Genomic DNA, 17,263 nt, shown 5'->3' with positions numbered 1-17,263 from the left:
ATGCAACATCGCGAGAGCTCTGAAGCTCCTGCACAAAAACCTGGGCAGCCTGCATCGGCTGCCCTTAGTCATAACGCAGAACAGGCTTTAGATCAACTGGCGCATCTGGCTGCTCTTGGCCATTCAGTCAAACAGGCTTACGCCGGTCAGCTGAAACTGACAGGACAAATAGCGACAGCAGAATGGCAACTGAGCGGACGCAGCCTGACTATAGCTGCTGCTCTGGTCGTCTGTTTTGGTGCTGGTTTGATTTTGCTCTGGGGCAGCATTTTATTAGTGCTGGGTTATCTGCTGTTTCAGTTAAGTAGCTCAGTCTTGGTCACAGCTGGTGCCTTAGTGTTGTTGCAGTTTGGCTTGTTGTATTGGTGTTGGCGCAGCTTGGGTTATGTGTTGTCGCAAGTGGGCTTTTCAAATACGTTGCAGCAATTACGTCTTTTGTTTTTTGCAGCCAAACCTGAGGACAAAAATGCTAATTCAACAGCTGATTAAAAAGCAGCAAGTAAAGCTGGCTGTCCTGACAGAACAAAGCCAGCTACAGCAGCAGGAACTGTTGCTCAGAAAACAACAACTGTCGCAAAGTGCACTGGCATTTATAGGTTCTACACCCGGCTTACTATTGAGCTTTAGCGTAGGTTGCCTGTTTCAACTGCGCCACAACAGCCTGGTCAAAACACTGCGCAGTGTGGTCGGCTTTCGCTGGATAGCACAGCTTATTCGATAGCGCCAAGAGTGAGCTCAGCGACATAGATTCAGTCTCACTCTGACGCACTAAAGCCAAGGGTCAAGCCACCAGATGTTGGCGGAAAAAACTGGTCATTTTATCAAAGGGGATCACATCCATCTGGTCATACAGATCGACATGGTTAGCACCTTTGATAATCATCAGCTCTTTTGGCTCAGCTGCCGCCGCATAAGCGGTTTCACTAAAGTAGCGTGAATGCGCCTTTTCACCATGGATCAACAATAGTGGGCGTGGTGAAATTTCATCAATGTATGACAGCAGCGGCATATTCATAAAGGACAACGGATTGGTAATAGTCCAGGAGCTGTTCGAGTTAATAGCTCGTGGGTGAAAGCCGCGATCGCGGGATTTATAATACCCTGCATAATCTACTAAAAATTGTGGTTCCCCGCCTTTGAGTTCATTGTAAACAGGACCCAGCGCCGGCTCACCTTTCTCCGCATCTTTCCAGCGTTGCTGGCCTAGTTGTTCCAGCGCTGCAGTTCGCTGTTCTTTGGTCACACTGTCGTTATAACCTTTAGACATCACTCTCGTCATATCGTACATAGTGCTGGCTACTACAGCTTTCACTCTCTTGTCGATTGCAGCTGCATTTAGTGCCATACCACCCCAACCACAAATACCAAGCATGCCAATACGCTCACGATCGACATTGGGTAATAAGCCAAGAAAATCCACTGCTGCGCTAAAATCTTCGGTATTAATATCAGGTGAGGCGACATGGCGCGGTTCACCGCCACTTTCGCCGGTAAAGGATGGGTCGAAGGCTAAGGTGATAAAACCACGCTCTGCCATGGTCTGCGCATATAAACCAGAGGATTGCTCTTTAATAGCACCAAAAGGACCACCAACCACAATAGCCGCCAGCTTACCGCCATTATTTATGATCCCTGGATTGTTGGGTTGATATAAATCAGCAGCTAAAGTGATGCCATAACGGTTTTTAAAGCTGACTTTTTTATGCTCCACTTTGTCACTTTTGGCGAAGGTTTTGTCCCACTCTGTACCAAGTTTCAGTCCTGTCTGAGCAGCAGAGACTGGAGCTGCTGCAGCTGCTGAAGTTGTAAAAAGTGGCGCTACACAAGCGGCAGCAATACCTACGCCTGTCATTTTTAACAAATTGCGCCGGCCTGTGTCCGGTTGTCCGGCTTGTTTCATCTGAGATTGATCGTTGTTCATGGTTTCTATCCTCATGGCTTAATTAAAATGAATAAGGCTAATAGTGGCGTGTTTTTCGCCGCTGAAGTTCAGGTGTTCTATACCGCAGCTGATCCGCCCAAGCCTTACAAGCTCTGCGGAATAAGCAAAATTTTTATAGTAAATCGCCAGATTGCCCCAAGGCGCGTAATAGCTGATATCGCCAACAACAGGAGTGCTGCCTGGTGGGGCGTTTTGCGTGGTCAATTTGTCAGGCAAATAACCGATTTTTTCGGTCGATGCGTAATCTTTAAGCGCTACGATCAGCGGCAAGCGGGCAATAAAATCCCGTACTGTAGGGTTATCATCCAAAGTGGCAGAGATCACTGCGCCATCCAGTTCAATTTGTATGTTGTACACCTTTTGTATCTTGGACATCTTTTGTATCTTGGACACGGCGGCCTCCTTCGACCTGACATCAGCTTGGGTAGTTGGCACAAAAGCGCAGGCAACCAGAGTAAGCAGGGCGGCAAAAGCCCAGATACTGAAGATGTGATCGGATGTTTTAGTCATCTGAACCTGGCTCCGGCGTTGTTATGGCTGCAGTGCGGGCTGCAATGACTGTCAGGCCTGCGGAAATCAGCAGCAGGGCAGCGCTAAGTAAAAAGGTACTTTGGTAGCCGCTGTGATCAAACAGCAGACCGCCGACTGTCGAACCCAGAGCAATAGATAACTGCACCATAGCGACAAAGAGGCCGCCGCCAGCTTCAGCGTCATCCGGAAAAACCTGAGCTATCCAGGCCCACCAACCCACAGGCGCTGCAGTTGCAGTCAGGCCCCATAACCCAAGCAAAACCAGAACTGCGTGACTCCGATCGCCAAGCAGGATCAGCAGCAATGCCGTCAGAGTCATCACAAGAGGAATAACAATCAGCGTTTGGTAAAAACGCCATTGCAGGATCTGGCCTATCAACACAGTGCCGATAAAGCCCGCAGCCCCTGTGATCAGCAAATAAAACGAGATGGTGGTTCCTTGCACTGCAGTCACAGTCTCAAGAAAAGGCCGCAGATAAGTGAATAGTGCAAACTGTCCCATAAACATCAGACTGCTGGCACAAAGCCCAGGCAGAACAGCGGGGCGTTTTAGTAAACCAAATACTTTAAACACCTGACTTTTCTGGCTTTTTTGCACTGTTGCAGGCATCGAAGGCAAAGCATGCCATAACCAGCCAAGCGCCATCAGCGCTACAGGCACCAGACAAAAAAATGCAAATCGCCAACCTAGTGTGGCTCCAAGCCAGGCTCCAAGTGGTGCCGCTACTACCGTAGCCAAAGCGTTACCACCATTAACGATAGCAAGGGCGCGTGGCACCTGATGAGAAGGTACTAATCGAATAGCGGTAGCGGCAGACATAGACCAAAAGCCGCCGACCACAACGCCAATCAGCGCGCGGCCGAGCATATAGACTTGATAATCAGGCGCACAGGCAACAACAGCGCCTGACAAGCCCATGGCAGCGGTCAGCCCCAGCAGCAAAGTTTTACGGTCAAGCTTCCCACAAAGTGGAGAAATAAACAGACTGGTCAGCACAGCAAAAAAGCCGGAGATGGCGATCCCCTGACCAGCCAACCCTTCAGTTACGCGTAAATCTTCAGCTAAAGGAGTTAGCAAACTCACTGGCAAAAACTCGGATGCAACCAACGCAAAGGCACACACTGACATAGCAAATACGCTACCCCAGCTATTCGCCGTATCAGCAACACCGGAACTATGAGTATGGCTATTCATCTCATCACATCTGCAAAGACCAAAACATAGCTTTATCTTGACAGAGCTTTGATATTTTGATTAGTAGACATAATCTTTATGTAGTTGTGAGAAAAATTCAGCAATGGCACAAAATAAGATGAACGATTTACAGGCCTTTCTGGCGGTAGCACAGCAGCAAAGCTTTACCAAAGCCGCAGCCATACTGCGGGTTACGCCTTCGGCTTTGAGTCACACCATCCGTGCGCTGGAAGAACGTTTGGGAGTGCGTTTACTTACCCGCACAACACGAAATGTGTCGTTGACCGAAGCGGGTGTGCGGTTATCAGAGTCCATCACTCCATTGTTTGAGCAGATCAATGCTGAGCTGGACGCTCTGGGTGAACTCAGAGATAAACCCAAAGGCACGATTCGATTGACCTGCACCGATGATCAAATCCAACTGCATTTGCGCCCTATGCTGGCTAATTTTTTGCGTGATTACCCGGAAATCCAACTTGAACTCTATGTAGATTATGGCTTTACCAATCTGGTTGAAGAACGCTTTGATGCAGGGATCAGGCTTGGAGAATCCATTAGTAAAGATATGATTGCCTTGCGTATCGGGCCTGACTGGCGCTTGGTGGTGGTGGGATCTCCTGACTACTTTGCAAATCACTCAACACCGTCAACACCAGATGAACTTACAGAACATGCCTGTATTAATATTCGACATCGAGTGGCTGGGCCTATTTATGCATGGGAATTTGAAAAGGACCAACGCTCTTTTACCGTCAAGGCGGAAGGCCCTCTGGTGTTTAACAGCATTATGCATGTGCTGAATGCTGCTCTGGATGGTATTGGACTAGCATATGTACCAGAACCTCTGGTTGCACCTTATCTGGCAGATGGCCGATTAAAAATGATCCTAACCGACTGGAGTCCGTATTTTCAGGGGTACCATCTGTATTACCCAAATCGTCGTCAAGCATCACCTGCTTTTATGGCTTTTGTAGATGCCATCAGATACAGAGAGAATAAACAGGTTACTGCTTTGTAAAAAGCATGATTATTGAAAATAACTCATCACCGCATAGAGTTTTATTCGGCTAATCGACTGGCGGGTTCCCCCGTACAATGGACTATGTATTCTTATAACACTGCAGTAAAACCTCAGCACTTTGATGCTGTGGACCCAATGTGAAAAGCTGCCGTAAACAATCAGAGTTGATACATGATAAAAAAACTACTTATTGGATTTGCCTGTCTGCTGGCTCTGCTAGCGGTCTTCACTTATGCCTATTTTCAGCATGCCTTATTCGGCAGCTTGCCTGATGCAGCAAAACTGGACAGGATCCAGTCGTCTCCAAACTATGCTCAAGGCGCCTTTAAGAATCAGCTTGAGACGCCTTTTTTGACGAACGGTGCGACCCAGTTATCTATCCGTATAGAAAACTGGCTTGCAGACAAGAAAATAACCCGGCCTGAACATCTGATCCCCACAGAAAAAACCGATCTGTTTAGCCTCAATCCCAAGGATGATCTGGTGATTTGGTTAGGTCACTCGTCCTGGTATCTGCAACTAGGTGGGAAACGCATGCTGATTGACCCAGTGTTCAGCGACTACGCAGCGCCAGTGCCAGGTATGATTAAAGCCTTTGACGGTACTAGTTTGTATTCTGCAGCAGATATACCGGCGCTAGACCTGTTACTCATTACGCATGACCACTATGATCATCTGGACTACCATAGCATTCTGGCGCTAAAACCTTTGGTTAAACAGGTGGTTACAGGTTTAGGCGTGGGATCGCATTTTGAGCTGTGGGGCTACGATCCAAGTCTTATTCAGGAACTGGACTGGTACGGTGAACTAGAGATCAGTGCAGATCTGAAGATACATGCCACTCCTGCCCGGCATTATTCAGGCCGCACTTTCATCCGCAATCAATCGTTATGGCTTGGCTTTGTCATAGAAAGCCAGCAACGTCGGCTGTTTTTTAGTGGTGATTCTGGCTATGGACCACACTTTTCGGAAATCCGTAGTAAATATGGCGCCTTTGATTGGGTGACCTTGGATAGTGGTCAGTATGATCCGCGTTGGGCACACTTGCATATGACTCCGGAACAAGCGGCACAAGCTGCCGATGACCTCAACACTCGAGCTATGACGCCAGCTCATGTCGGGCGTTTCACTTTGGCACCTCATGACTGGTTTGAGCCATTCGAGCGTTTGTCGAAGGCGAGTCAAAACTATGATTACCAGCTGTGGACTCCGCTGATCGGACAAGCCATTTATTTAGATGGCAGGGAACAAGCATTTAAGCCCTGGTGGAAAGCTGCTCTCTAAAAGGGAGCAGCCTAATTTAGAAGGGTATTAGAAGATGAGTGAGTTAAAATTGACTCACTACACATATTAAATCCCGCAGCCTTGCTGAAACAAAGTGCGGTTTTTTAAGGCTAAATCAGGGTAATCGGAAAATACGCCGTCTATGCCCTGTTTAAACAAGGCCTGCATTTCTTCATCAAAGCTAAAGGTAGTTTTGGCGTCTTTGGCCATTAAATAATTAGCTTCAGCCCTGAAGGTATAAGGGTGCACTTTTAAGCCCTGCTGCTGTGCAGCTTTGACAAATGGCTTTAAGGCCAGACTGTGTTTTTGATAAATACTGCTACGCCATGGCCCTATACCTGCGGCGTAGCTGTGCACAAAGCTAAGTCCTTTCTCATTCAGTAATGCGGAGTAATCCAAAGGCTTAGCTGCGGCCGATAAAAAGTTAGTCTCTTGTGGATAGATAGCTTTTAAATCAGTCCCTTGTTGCTGGTGATAAAACACATCATAAGGCACAGAGAAGCTGTCTTTGGGCGGTAAATAGGCTTTTTCTGTATCGCCTATCAGCTGGATCAGTGGAAATTTCAGCTTCAGAGCCGGCATCCACTGTTGCTTTAACTCCAGCAGATTTTGCACTTCAAAGGACTGAATAAACACCCGATTTGGGTCGGTAAACTGCAGTTGCTTTAATTGCTGGATCAGCTTTTTGCTGGTATCAAGCGCTATGGCTTTGCTGTCAGATGTTTTACCTTCATAACGAAAATAAGTCGGGTGTTTAGTTTCAATATAAAGCCCTACTTTACGACCTGTATCGGCTTCAAACTGTTTAACCAAGCCGACAATTTCAGACAGAGTCGCAATAGAGTATTGATCGTTATGTTCAGCCCCTTGCGGACGCAGTGCAGGCAAAGGTTCGCGGGCTTTGAGTTGCTTAATTTCAGCAAGCGTAAAATCCTCACTAAACCAGCCGGTGACGGGAATGCCATCAATACGCTTGGTAGTTCTGCGATCGGCAAACTGTGCTAGTACAGCCACATTAGTAGTGTTGGTTAAATCATTTTCGTGGCGGCTGATAAGCTGACCATCTTTGGTTGGCACTAAATCCGGTTCGATAAAGTCGGCACCCATTCGCATCGCAAGCTGATAAGCTTCCAGCGTATGCTCAGGTAAGTGACCACTGGCACCGCGATGCGCTATGACTAACGGTGGATTCAGACAGGCATCAGCTGCTACAGCAGCGAAAGGCAAAAAATTCAGAGCAAGAAGGCTCAGAAGCAGCAGAGAAAACCCTTTTTGGATCAGCATATTATTTATACCTTTTGCAAAAGTCTTATCCTAAGATGCCGCAATGACACTAACATGACAACGGGTTCATTTGTTTTACCAACGCCGCTCCTGTGCCCAAAGATAAAGGCCACTGGCCATAATCACCCCAGCGCCTATCAACAAAGATAAATCCGGGTACAACTGCCACAACAAGATATCAAAACCTAAACCCCAAACCAGCGCTGTGTATTCAAAAGGCGCAATCACAGAAGCAGGCGCTAAACGAAAAGCTTCGGTAATAAATACCTGACCTATGGCACCACTTAAGCCCATCAGTGCAAATAACCACAGATGTTCGGATGATAAAGCCACCCAGTCCGGATAAGCCAAAGCTCCGGCCCCCACCCCTATCATGGTCATCAGCCAAAACACCATATTGCCACTATTGTCGGTGCGGGATAACACCCGCACCGTAATAGCCGAAATGGCATAACAAAGTGCCGACACCAAAGCAGCCAGCGCGCCTAAACTCAGTAATTGATCGCCTTCAGGTTTGAGCATAAAGACCACAGCCAGCATGCCAATACCTATAGCCACCCATTGCCGCAGCTGCACATGTTCACCTAAAAACCACACTGACATAGCAGTGATAAGAAGCGGCGCGGCAAAAAAGATAGCGTAAGCATCGGAGAGCGACAGGGTTTGAATGGCATAGACAAAAGCGGACAACATCACTATACCAAGCACAGCTCTTAGCAGATGCAAAGACCAGCGTGAATTGAGTAAATGCTGCACTCTGTTGGTAGTTATTAACCAGCACACTATTAATGGCCAGGCAAATAAAGCCCTCAAACTGGTAATTTGCATGGGGCCATAGTGCTTTGTCAGTTGCTTCATGCAAGCGTCCATAGCGCAAAACATACCAACAGCCAGCAACATAAAAAGGATCCCTTTCGTGGGATGATCAGAAGCAGAGTGCGCCAGACTTTTCATAAGGTCCTATAACAACCTGAACAACAGAATGAACTGGCGTCAGTCTTTAGAAATTCCTCAATGAAAGCAAGCCGAAAACCTCGAAAATCAGCGTTTTATTAGAGTTCAAACAGAAACTCAATGATTCCAGATCTTCAGGCTTTTTGTCACTACATGTAAAACTGCTGCTGAGTTGCGTATCGATCCTGATAAAATGAAGGTCATTTTTACATAGCGCTAGCGGGTCTTCCTTTTATGCAATCCAGTGTCTTATTGTCACTTGTTGTGCCTTTTTATCATGCAGCAGACTATTTTTCTCAATTACTGGGCTCTATTGAAGCTCAGCTAACAGAGCAGGTACAAATTGTGCTGATCTGTGATGGTGCATCCGATGGCAGTCTGGAGATCGCCAGACAGCATATGGCCAGCTCTGCAATGCCGGAATGCTACTTACTGCTTTGTCAGCACAACTCAGGGGTCAGTGCGGCAAGAAACAACGGTATCAAGCATGCAACTGGTGACTATATTGGTTTTGTTGATGCGGACGATGTGCTGCTGCCAGGTTATGTCGAGGCCGTATTACAGGTCATCCAACAGCATCAGCCTGACCTGATTGAACTCGGTTATAAAAGATTTATAAATGAGGCCGCCATAGCACAGAGTAAAGCCCGTTACCTGCATAAGAATTCTGGTTGGTTAGCAAAAGACAAAGCAGTGACGAATGTCTTTAAAATAAATCAATGGTTTTCGTGGTTGAGAATTTATCGTAAAAAAATAGCCATGGATTTTCAGTTTCCTGTGGGGGTCGCCTTTTGCGAAGATGTAATGGCATTACCCGATTTATATCTGGCAGCGCAGCGCTTGTACCATCTGCGTTTACCCCTTTATGGGTATCGTGAACATCAGGCCAGTGCCTCTTTTAATGTCAAAGCTGAGCATCAGCAGCAACTGCATAATTTCTTCACAGCGTTAGAGCAAAAGCAGGCATATCCGGCTTTGCAGCCAAAGTGGCGGCATATCTTATTATTGAATCTGGCCTACTTGCTTTATAAATTGCAGCTGGATAATAAAAGCCTGCAAAGTTTTCCGGTCAGGTTGGCGCAGCAATGCAAATCTGTTGTGCGAAAAAGTTGGTGGCTACCGCAATTTTCAGTGCGAAAGAAAATACAGTTAGCTTTTACGTCCTACTTTTTTAACCGCAGCAGGGCTAAAGATGAAAGGAAAAAATAAAGACAGCTAAAAAACAAAGCTTGGCTTTTTATTGTTTTAAATCAAGGCGAGGCCAGCAGAACTGGCGCACACTGAGCTTCGTTCTCACAGTAGGATGAACAGGTTGTCCAAAAGCAGGTCTTTTCGCAACCGATCCCAGCCTTGTGTATTTTGCGCCTGTGTTCAGGCGCTTTTTTACACTTCTGCAAAAAGCAGATTGGCATAAAAAAGGACGACCATAAAGGTCGCCCCTACCATTTATCTCTGCACTTATTTTGCTGCTAGCGCCTGTTGAATTTCTGCTTCTAAATCTTCTGGTTTGGTTAGTGGTGCTGCGCGTAAAATCGCTTTGCCGTCGCGGCCGATCAGAAATTTCGTGAAGTTCCATTTGATCGACTCTGAGCCTAATAAACCTGGTTTTTGTTGTTTCAGGTTTTTAAATAAAGGCGAGGCCTCAGGGCCGTTGACTTCAATTTTGGCGAACATTGGAAAAGACACACCGTAGTTCAGTTCACAAAACTCGCTGATTTCACTTTCATTGCCTTGCTCTTGTTTACCAAACTGGTTGCAAGGGAAACCTAAAATTTCCAGGCCCTGATCTTTGTACTTTTGATACAACTCTTCTAAGCCTTTGTACTGCGGCGTAAAACCACATTTACTGGCCGTATTGACAATCAGCAGCACTTTACCCTGATAGTCTTTTAACTCTACCTGCTGGCCTTTGATATTGGTCACTGCTAAATCAAAAATTGGGTTCGACATTATTTGCTCCTCTGCTGTTCTGGTTTCAGTGATATACCCGTCGTACTTGAAGCTGCCGCTTTGTTGACCGCGAGCTCTCGCCCCATTCACATAGCTAAACTATGCTCCTGAGGCCGCTCACTCTTGTCGTCTCGCTGCAATTACAATTACTGGGGGTATAATTCCAAAGTGCAAACATAATGCCTAACAATTAAATTGCATGCAATTTAATTTTATCGATGTACTTTATGCAAAAAACCGAACAGCAAAGTTCAAGCCGCAGGTTCGCTGATAAAGCCTAATTTCAGCAAACCCGATTGCTGCACAGCGGCCATAGTTTTCAGGACATGTTCATAAGGAGCGGCTTTATCTCCCCGTATATGTACTTCAGGTTGTGGCTGTTTTTGCGCCTGTTCAGCAAGTTTTAGCTCAAGCGCAGCTGCATCAACAGGCGTGTCGTCCCAAAATACAGCGCCGTCAGCTTTGACTGTTAAAGTGACAGTTTGAGGTTTGATTTCCTGCTTTTCGTTGCTGACCCGGGGTAAATCGACTTTTACGCTATGGGTTAATACCGGCACTGTGATAATAAAAATAATCAGCAGCACCAGCATCACATCCACCAGTGGTGTCATATTAATTTCGCTCATCACTTCATTGTCTGAATCTAAACCACCACCAAAAGCCATTTATTTTGCCTCCTTTAATGGCACTACCACTTTGCTGCTTTTTGGCGCTGCACCGGTCAGAAAATAGGCATGTAGTTGATGGGCAAACCGATGCATTTTATTCAACACATCTTTGTTGCCACGCTGCAAAGCGTTGTAACCAAGTACAGCAGGAATAGCCACAGCCAGGCCAAAGGCCGTCATGATCAGAGCCTCACCAACAGGGCCTGCAACTTTGTCGATACTGGCTTGCCCCGAAACACCTATCCCCACCAGTGCATGATAAATACCCCAGACGGTGCCAAATAAACCGACAAAAGGCGCTGTAGAGCCGACAGAGGCCAAAATAGCTAAACCCTTTTGCATCTGCTCAGCACTTTCATCAATAGCGCCGCGTAAACAAGAGGTAAGCCATTCGGCTAAAGGCAAATTACCATGTAAATCCTGCTGATGGCTTTGATGGTGATCCAAAGCCGCCTGACCTTCATCAGCCATATAGCGAAACGGGTTCATCGGGCCTGTTGCTGAATCGGCCGAACTTAAAATCCGCAAACCTTCGGTAAAACTGTGGGCATGCCAGAAATCATTGCTGGCTCTGCTGATCCGTTTTAAGCGCCATAAACTAATAGCCCGGATCACAATCACAGACCAACTGGCGACAGACATCAACAGCAGCATCACGGCCACAGCTTTGATAACAAAGTCACCTTGTGCCCAGAGTGCGGCAATACCATAGGGATTCTCTTGCATGATTTACTCGCTAATGAATTGAATTTAAATTAAAAACCACAGGCTGCACAAACCAGTAGTCGACTGGTTGCCCCAGCTTCTGCGCAGGCTGATAAGTCCAGCCGCGCACCGCATTTAATGCCGATTGATCCAGTCGGGCAAAACCCGAACTTTGTTTTAGTTTTAACTGCCCTACTTTGCCATTTTTAAGCACCAACACCTGTAAATAGACTGTGCCCTGCTCTTTCAGACGGCGCGATAAGGTCGGATAAAGTGGCGCCTTGTTCAGGGCTTTATAGGCTGAGGCCACAGGCGGTGTTGCTTGAGGTTCAGGCTCTGCTGCTTTGGCTACAGCTTTGTTATTTGCCCCTTGCGCCACAGGTTCTGGTGCACTGACAGCTCTAGGTGAAGCTTCTGCAACTGGAGCTGGTAATACCGGAGCTGGTTTTGGTTTAGCCACTGCTTTTTTCGCTTGCGCTTTTTGTCGCTTCAGCGGTTTGGGCTTTGGTTTTTTCACAGGTTCAGGCTGAACCGGTTTTGGCTTAGGCTTTTCTGGCTGTGGCGCTACAGGAGCAGGAATAATAACCCCTTCTATAGCCTTTTCGACCGCTTTGGCTTGAGGTTCACTGGTTTGGCTGACCACAGCCGCAATCAGACTTAAGTGCACCATCAGCACCAGCAAAAACAACGAGGCAGATCGTTTCACAGCTCAGCCCATAAACGCACTAAGTTATGGTAATGCCCGGTCAGCGCCAGCACTTCTGCGGTGTCGCCATGCTGTGAGCGCAACTGTTGTATGGTTTGATCCAGTTCAAATAACATAGAACGCTGTTGATCGTTACGCACCATACTTTGGGTCCAGAAAAAGCTGCATACCCGCTCGCCACTCGTGACAGGCAATACCTGATGCAAACTGCTGGACGGATATAAAATTAAATCTCCTGCCGGCAGCTTAATTTCATGCAACCCAAAGGTATCCATGATTTGCAACTCGCCGCCCTGATAGTCATCAGGCTCGGACAAAAACAAGGTCGAAGACAGATCTGTTCTTAAACTTAAACCAGAACCAGGCAAACCGCGGATAGCGCCATCTACATGCAAGCCATAATGTTCGCCGCCCTGATAGCTGTTAAATAGTGGTGGCACGGTGCGAAGCGGAATAGCTGCAGCCATAAAAAGCGGATGCTGATAAAGGGCTTGTAAAATCACGGCGCCCAGTTGTTTCGCCAGTGGTGATTCAACAGCCAACTGTTTGTTTTGTTTAACCAAAGCACCTTGTGGCCCAACAGTAGCACGACCGTCAGTCCAGTCTGCTGCATCAAGCAACTGCCTGAATTGTACCACCTGGTCTTTGGTTAATACTTGTGGAATATGGATTAGCATAAAAAATCCTGCAAAGAGCCTCACAATAGTGAGGCTTATACCCAAACTGCGTGATGTTGCAGGGCGGCGACAAGCTCGCATGACCCCAGGAGCATAGAGATCCTATGTGACTGGGGCGAGTGAGCGCAGTCAACAAAGCTGCAGCTTCACGCAGGAAGGGTATTGTTATTTAGAACTGTACATTCACACCCAAACGGAACGAACGTGGAGTACCGGCAAAATACCGTGAGCCGCCGTTGTTCAACTTGGCGATATACTCTTCGTCTAACAGGTTATAGACGTTCAGTTGTACGTCGACATATGGGGTGACAGGGTAAGAGGCCATAGCATCAACCACCCAATAATCCGGCATTTCAACCACAGCAGTTTTTGCCAGATTTAAGGTGGTGCTGCTGGAGCGAACCACTGTATCGACATAACGCACGCCACCACCTAAAGTCAGACCTAGTGGCAACTCATAGGTATTCCACAAAGTGAAAGTCAGTTCAGGTGTCCACTGGATCACACCACCGTCGGTAGGGTTGGTACCGGCCTGATTACCCCGGGTAATTTCAGAGTCCATGTAAGCAGCACCAGCGCTGATTTGCCAGGCAGAAGTAATAGCTCCAACCACACCTAACTCAAGGCCGTGCACCTCGCGCTCACCGACTTGCAGTGCAGTGCCGTCCGGATCAGTGGCAATTTCGTTTTCGTTGGTGCTTTTAAACACAGCAGCAGTGAGAGCTAGTTTATCACTCAGCAGATCCCACTTCGTGCCTAACTCTAAATTAGTGCCTTTTTGTGGATCCAGATTTGGGTTATTGATATTGCCAACCGTCTCACTTAAGGTGAAATTTGAACCACCCGGTGGCAACTGACTGGTGGCATAAGATAAATACACACTGCCATTGACTGCAGGTTTATACAAAGCACCCAGCTTGTAACTGGCCAGGTTGTCTGACGCTTCGACTGACGAACCTAACTTCGTGCCTACAGGAATAATCTGTGGTGTTGAAGTGCCCTGAATAGTGACTGTATCGGTTTCTGTCTTGTAATGATCTAAACGGGCGCTGGCGTTTAATTGCCATTGCTCGTTTAAATGAATGGTATCCAACAGATAAACGCCAGAGGTTAAGGTACTGCCATCTGTGCTGGCGCCGGTATGAACCGGGTCAACAAAGGCATCATTTGTACTTGGGTTATATAAGTTAGCAGCTACCTGAGTTGTGCCTGTTGGTAAAGCTAAGGTATTGTTACGCTGACTTTCATAAATAAACTCGATACCAGAGCTGATATCGTGGGTCAAACCCGCCACTTCAACAGAAGAATTTAATTGGGTCTGGTTGGTTAAGATCTGGTTTTGTTGATCTTTGCCCTGACGGCTGCGGGAAATAGTCCAGTTGGCCGGATCCGGGATGGCAACAGCAGCAGCGAGGGTGCCTGTTGTTGTGGTAATAGCATTCACACCCGTCAGCAAGTAATCCTGCGTGGATTGGCCAAAACGTGAGGTGTTACGAATAGTAGTTTTATCGCCTAAGTCATGCTCAATTTTTGCAGTAACCATAGTGGCTTTGACGTCATCAAAATCATTTTTTGAGCCGTAAAACTTGCTGGTATCCACAGGCACCAGAGTTTTACCGGCGTTAGGGCCACCATTGGGGAAATTTGTACTTGGGTCAGCATCAAAAGCTGCATTGTAGTAGCCTTCTAACCCTACAGTTGGAGTACCACCATCAGGCAGGTTTTTCTGGTCAACATGAAACAGGTTTAAATAAGCGCGGGTTGCTGTGCCTAAACCCAAGGCTAAAGAGGTGGCAATACCAGTTCTATTGTCTTCCACTTCATCGCGATCAACGATGCCTGAATCCTGTTTGAGCAGGTTCACACGAATAGCAGAGGTGTCAGACAACTGACGATTCATATCGACAGTCGCTCTTTTGTGCGAGCCAGAACCTAAAGTCAGATTGCCTGTCGTGAATTCTTCTTGTGTAGCCTGCTTGCTCGATAAGTTGATATAACCAGAGGATGCGCCACGGCCATTGTCTGCACCTGCAGGGCCTTTAGCGATTTCAACTTGCTCTGTATTAAAGGTATCACGGCTGATGGTGCCTAAATCACGGATACCGTCGACAAAAATGCTGCCTTGAGTATCAAAACCACGCATAAAAATGGAATCGCCAGTGGCTGTATTACCATTTTCACCCATCAACATAGTGATGCCAGGTGTATTGCGTAAGGTATCAGACAAAGTCGTTGCAGCCTGTTGCTGGAACAACTCTTTTTTCACTACAACCAGAGTTTGTGGTGTGTTCACCAAAGGCTGAGTCAGCTTAGTTGAACTTGCTTTTTCAGCTTTGTATTTTGCTTCCACTGCATCAGCGGTAACAACCACAGCATCCAGTTGAGTGTCATTTTGCGTTGCAGTATTTTGTTGATCAGCAGTTGCTGTTGCCGGTAACGCCAAAGCGAAAGCTGAAGCTAACAAAGTGGTATTAAAACGGGCCACCTGCTGATGTTTTTTAGCGGTGATAAAAGCCATCGAATAAAGTCCTTCTATGAAAATAGAGTGTTAACAACAAGTTTTTCGGTATCGGCGCTGATCCTGCTGCGCATGCTATCGAGAATCATTCTTGTTTGCAAACAATTTTCATTTAGATGGAACTTTTTTATAATCTCCAGCGATGAAACAATTAAAGCGCCTTCAACGACGACGGATCAGTAACCAGACTCCCACTACTGTGGTCAACATCAACAGCACTAAGCCAATCACACCCAGTACCTGATCTATTGTCTTTTGTCCTGTCCATTGCAGGTAATGAGCTTTGTATAAATTGTTAATTAATTCCGTATCTTTGCCTTGTTGCGACAGACTTAAGCTAGCCCAGTCCAGCTGAATTTGCACTCCGGTATCAGTGACAAAACCCTGCTCTGTTTTCAGCAATTGTTCGCCATATCGCTTCGAATCGACGCTCATTGCGTCTTTAATCAGCCGCAGCAAGTCATCAGCCGAAGGTTGTGGTCGCACTGTAAAATCCGTCAGATTTAACTGCTGCCACCTATCTGATTGTTTCACCATTAAATGTGGTCCCAGCACGGTTTGCAGTAATTTGATTTCCTGCCACTCTGGTTGTGGAATGAGCTGAACTGCGTTGCTGATAGGATAGGTTTTGACCGTCAGGTAGGAAAAAGCGGCCTGATAACCGGGTTTTATAAAAAACACCAGGCCAGTGAAAGCCCAGACAAAAAATGGCAGAATCAAACACCAGCCCAAAAAGCGATGGATACGACGGGGTAAGGACATAGGAATACAGAGCTCAACTGCATGAAAAACAAAAGTTTAACAGCGATAAAAGCAAAATTAACCGTAATTTTTTCCGCTTGAATGTGAAAGCTCAGTTGCCATAGAAAGTTGATGACCACCGGCATGTTTAGCCTTATACATAGCCCGGTCAGCAGCAGCTAACAAACTGGCCTGATCCTGACCATGCAGAGGGAACAACGCTATTCCTATGCTAGCCGAGAGTTGCAGTTGATGTTGTTCGAATAAAAACGGCTGCTGCAGTTTAGTTAAAAGATGCTGTAAGGTGCCCATCACAGCTGATTGCTCTGCTACCGCATCCATTACAATTACAAACTCATCACCACCTAAACGGGCTACAGTGTCGGTTTCCCGCACTGAATACAACAGAAGCTCTGCTACTTTCTTCAAACATAAATCGCCAGCAGCATGACCATACCGGTCATTCACTTCTTTAAACTTATCCAAATCAACAAAACACAAAGCCAGCATTCCCTGCTCTCGTCTGGTCCGCGCCAGTGATTGCTGTAGCCTGTCTTCAAACAAAGCTCTGTTGGGTAATTGCGTCAGCGGATCGTAAAAAGCAATATGCTGTAACTGCTCTAATAACTGTTTATGTTTAGTGATATCACGGGCCACAGCCACCCGTACATTATGATCTTCAGACCAACGGGCCGACCATTGAATATGAGCAATCTGACCATCTTTGCGAATATAACGGTTCTCAAAATCAATTTTTTCATCGCCCGACATAATCTCGCTGGCAGCCAACAAAGTGCGTTCTCTGTCATCCGGATGCACTAACTCAATCATAGAACGACCAATCATTTCGCTGCTTTGATAACCAAAGATCCGCTCACAACCGGAACTCAAATACAAAAAGTGGCCATTGGCATCCACCACACAAATAGCTTCAAGTAACTGATCAATATAATCACTTAACGAGGCTAACGACGGGCTTGGCATACAACTCCTGCTTGGTCTGTAACGTCAGACGTTTTTAAAAGCTAAGCCAAAATTGACTTAAAGCTTTATAACTATAGGTCAGCCTCTGTGCTAATTAGCAAGA

The 17,263-nt window shown here is 46.6% G+C and carries 18 protein-coding genes; 5 read left to right on the top strand and 13 right to left on the bottom strand.

The window, feature by feature from the left end; all coding sequences use genetic code 11:
- Positions 1-489 (top strand): hypothetical protein, encoded by a 489-nt coding sequence (locus IEW88_RS17445; protein WP_147905366.1) that lies wholly within the window; start codon positions 1-3, stop codon positions 487-489.
- Positions 467-721, top strand: coding sequence for a hypothetical protein (locus IEW88_RS17440; protein ID WP_147905367.1), 255 nt, complete (start codon positions 467-469; stop codon positions 719-721). The genes IEW88_RS17445 and IEW88_RS17440 overlap by 23 nt, the downstream gene beginning before the upstream one ends.
- Before the next feature lie 60 nt (positions 722-781).
- On the opposite strand, the gene IEW88_RS17435 is transcribed toward IEW88_RS17440, so the two are convergent.
- The 3 genes from IEW88_RS17435 to IEW88_RS17425 all read right to left on the bottom strand — a co-directional run bounded on the left by IEW88_RS17435 (position 782) and on the right by IEW88_RS17425 (position 3,668).
- Entirely contained in the window at positions 782-1,921 is a 1,140-nt protein-coding gene (locus IEW88_RS17435) for an alpha/beta hydrolase (protein ID WP_147905368.1), read from the bottom strand.
- 18 nt (positions 1,922-1,939) lie between these two features.
- On the bottom strand, positions 1,940-2,317 hold the full coding sequence (locus IEW88_RS17430; RefSeq protein WP_147905369.1) for a cyclophilin-like fold protein: 378 nt from the start codon (positions 2,315-2,317) through the stop codon (positions 1,940-1,942).
- 127 nt (positions 2,318-2,444) lie between these two features.
- Positions 2,445-3,668, bottom strand: a complete 1,224-nt coding sequence (locus tag IEW88_RS17425) for an MFS transporter (RefSeq protein WP_221411459.1) — start codon at positions 3,666-3,668, stop codon at positions 2,445-2,447.
- Positions 3,669-3,786: 118 nt separating this feature from the next.
- On the opposite strand from IEW88_RS17425, the gene IEW88_RS17420 reads away from it, so the two are divergent.
- Together IEW88_RS17420 and IEW88_RS17415 are read left to right on the top strand one after the other, a co-directional pair.
- On the top strand, positions 3,787-4,686 hold the full coding sequence (locus tag IEW88_RS17420) for a LysR family transcriptional regulator (protein ID WP_229670596.1): 900 nt from the start codon (positions 3,787-3,789) through the stop codon (positions 4,684-4,686).
- Positions 4,687-4,860: 174 nt separating this feature from the next.
- Complete coding sequence (locus IEW88_RS17415) at positions 4,861-5,973, top strand: MBL fold metallo-hydrolase (RefSeq protein ID WP_147905371.1); 1,113 nt, start codon at positions 4,861-4,863, stop codon at positions 5,971-5,973.
- A 66-nt stretch (positions 5,974-6,039) separates the two neighbouring features.
- Here IEW88_RS17415 and IEW88_RS17410 read toward each other — a convergent pair whose 3' ends face one another.
- A complete protein-coding gene (locus IEW88_RS17410) occupies positions 6,040-7,257 on the bottom strand; it encodes a glycerophosphodiester phosphodiesterase family protein (protein WP_147905372.1) in 1,218 nt (405 codons plus the stop codon).
- A gap of 75 nt (positions 7,258-7,332) precedes the next feature.
- Positions 7,333-8,211, bottom strand: a complete 879-nt coding sequence (locus tag IEW88_RS17405) for a DMT family transporter (protein ID WP_147905373.1) — start codon at positions 8,209-8,211, stop codon at positions 7,333-7,335.
- A 234-nt stretch (positions 8,212-8,445) separates the two neighbouring features.
- Here IEW88_RS17405 and IEW88_RS17400 point away from each other — a divergent pair, with 234 nt between their 5' ends.
- Positions 8,446-9,420 carry a glycosyltransferase family 2 protein gene (locus tag IEW88_RS17400; RefSeq protein WP_147905374.1) on the top strand — a complete coding sequence of 325 codons (975 nt, stop codon included), beginning with the start codon at positions 8,446-8,448 and terminating at the stop codon, positions 9,418-9,420.
- 249 nt (positions 9,421-9,669) lie between these two features.
- Here the strand turns inward: IEW88_RS17400 and IEW88_RS17395 are convergent, their stop codons facing one another.
- From IEW88_RS17395 to IEW88_RS17360, 8 genes are all read right to left on the bottom strand, one after another.
- Positions 9,670-10,161, bottom strand: coding sequence for a glutathione peroxidase (locus IEW88_RS17395; RefSeq protein WP_147905375.1), 492 nt, complete (start codon positions 10,159-10,161; stop codon positions 9,670-9,672).
- Between the two features lie 251 nt (positions 10,162-10,412).
- On the bottom strand, positions 10,413-10,826 hold the full coding sequence (locus tag IEW88_RS17390; RefSeq protein ID WP_147905376.1) for an ExbD/TolR family protein: 414 nt from the start codon (positions 10,824-10,826) through the stop codon (positions 10,413-10,415).
- On the bottom strand, positions 10,827-11,555 hold the full coding sequence (locus IEW88_RS17385; RefSeq protein WP_147905377.1) for a MotA/TolQ/ExbB proton channel family protein: 729 nt from the start codon (positions 11,553-11,555) through the stop codon (positions 10,827-10,829). It lies immediately after the preceding gene.
- A gap of 10 nt (positions 11,556-11,565) precedes the next feature.
- A complete protein-coding gene (locus tag IEW88_RS17380) occupies positions 11,566-12,240 on the bottom strand; it encodes an energy transducer TonB (protein WP_221411460.1) in 675 nt (224 codons plus the stop codon).
- Positions 12,237-12,917 carry a Fe2+-dependent dioxygenase gene (locus tag IEW88_RS17375; RefSeq protein ID WP_147905378.1) on the bottom strand — a complete coding sequence of 227 codons (681 nt, stop codon included), beginning with the start codon at positions 12,915-12,917 and terminating at the stop codon, positions 12,237-12,239. The genes IEW88_RS17380 and IEW88_RS17375 overlap by 4 nt, the downstream gene beginning before the upstream one ends.
- Positions 12,918-13,086: 169 nt before the next feature.
- Positions 13,087-15,435, bottom strand: coding sequence for a catecholate siderophore receptor Fiu (locus tag IEW88_RS17370; protein ID WP_147905379.1), 2,349 nt, complete (start codon positions 15,433-15,435; stop codon positions 13,087-13,089).
- Between the two features lie 162 nt (positions 15,436-15,597).
- Entirely contained in the window at positions 15,598-16,197 is a 600-nt protein-coding gene (locus IEW88_RS17365; protein WP_147905380.1) for a PepSY domain-containing protein, read from the bottom strand.
- A 57-nt stretch (positions 16,198-16,254) separates the two neighbouring features.
- Positions 16,255-17,160 carry a diguanylate cyclase domain-containing protein gene (locus tag IEW88_RS17360; RefSeq protein WP_147905381.1) on the bottom strand — a complete coding sequence of 302 codons (906 nt, stop codon included), beginning with the start codon at positions 17,158-17,160 and terminating at the stop codon, positions 16,255-16,257.
- Positions 17,161-17,263: the final 103 nt, after the last annotated feature.

The organism is Rheinheimera tangshanensis (assembly GCF_014645135.1).
Classification (GTDB): Bacteria; Pseudomonadota; Gammaproteobacteria; order Enterobacterales; family Alteromonadaceae; genus Pararheinheimera; species Pararheinheimera tangshanensis.
Note: the sequence above shows the minus strand (reverse complement) of the source record. Positions and strands in the feature narration are given on the sequence as shown.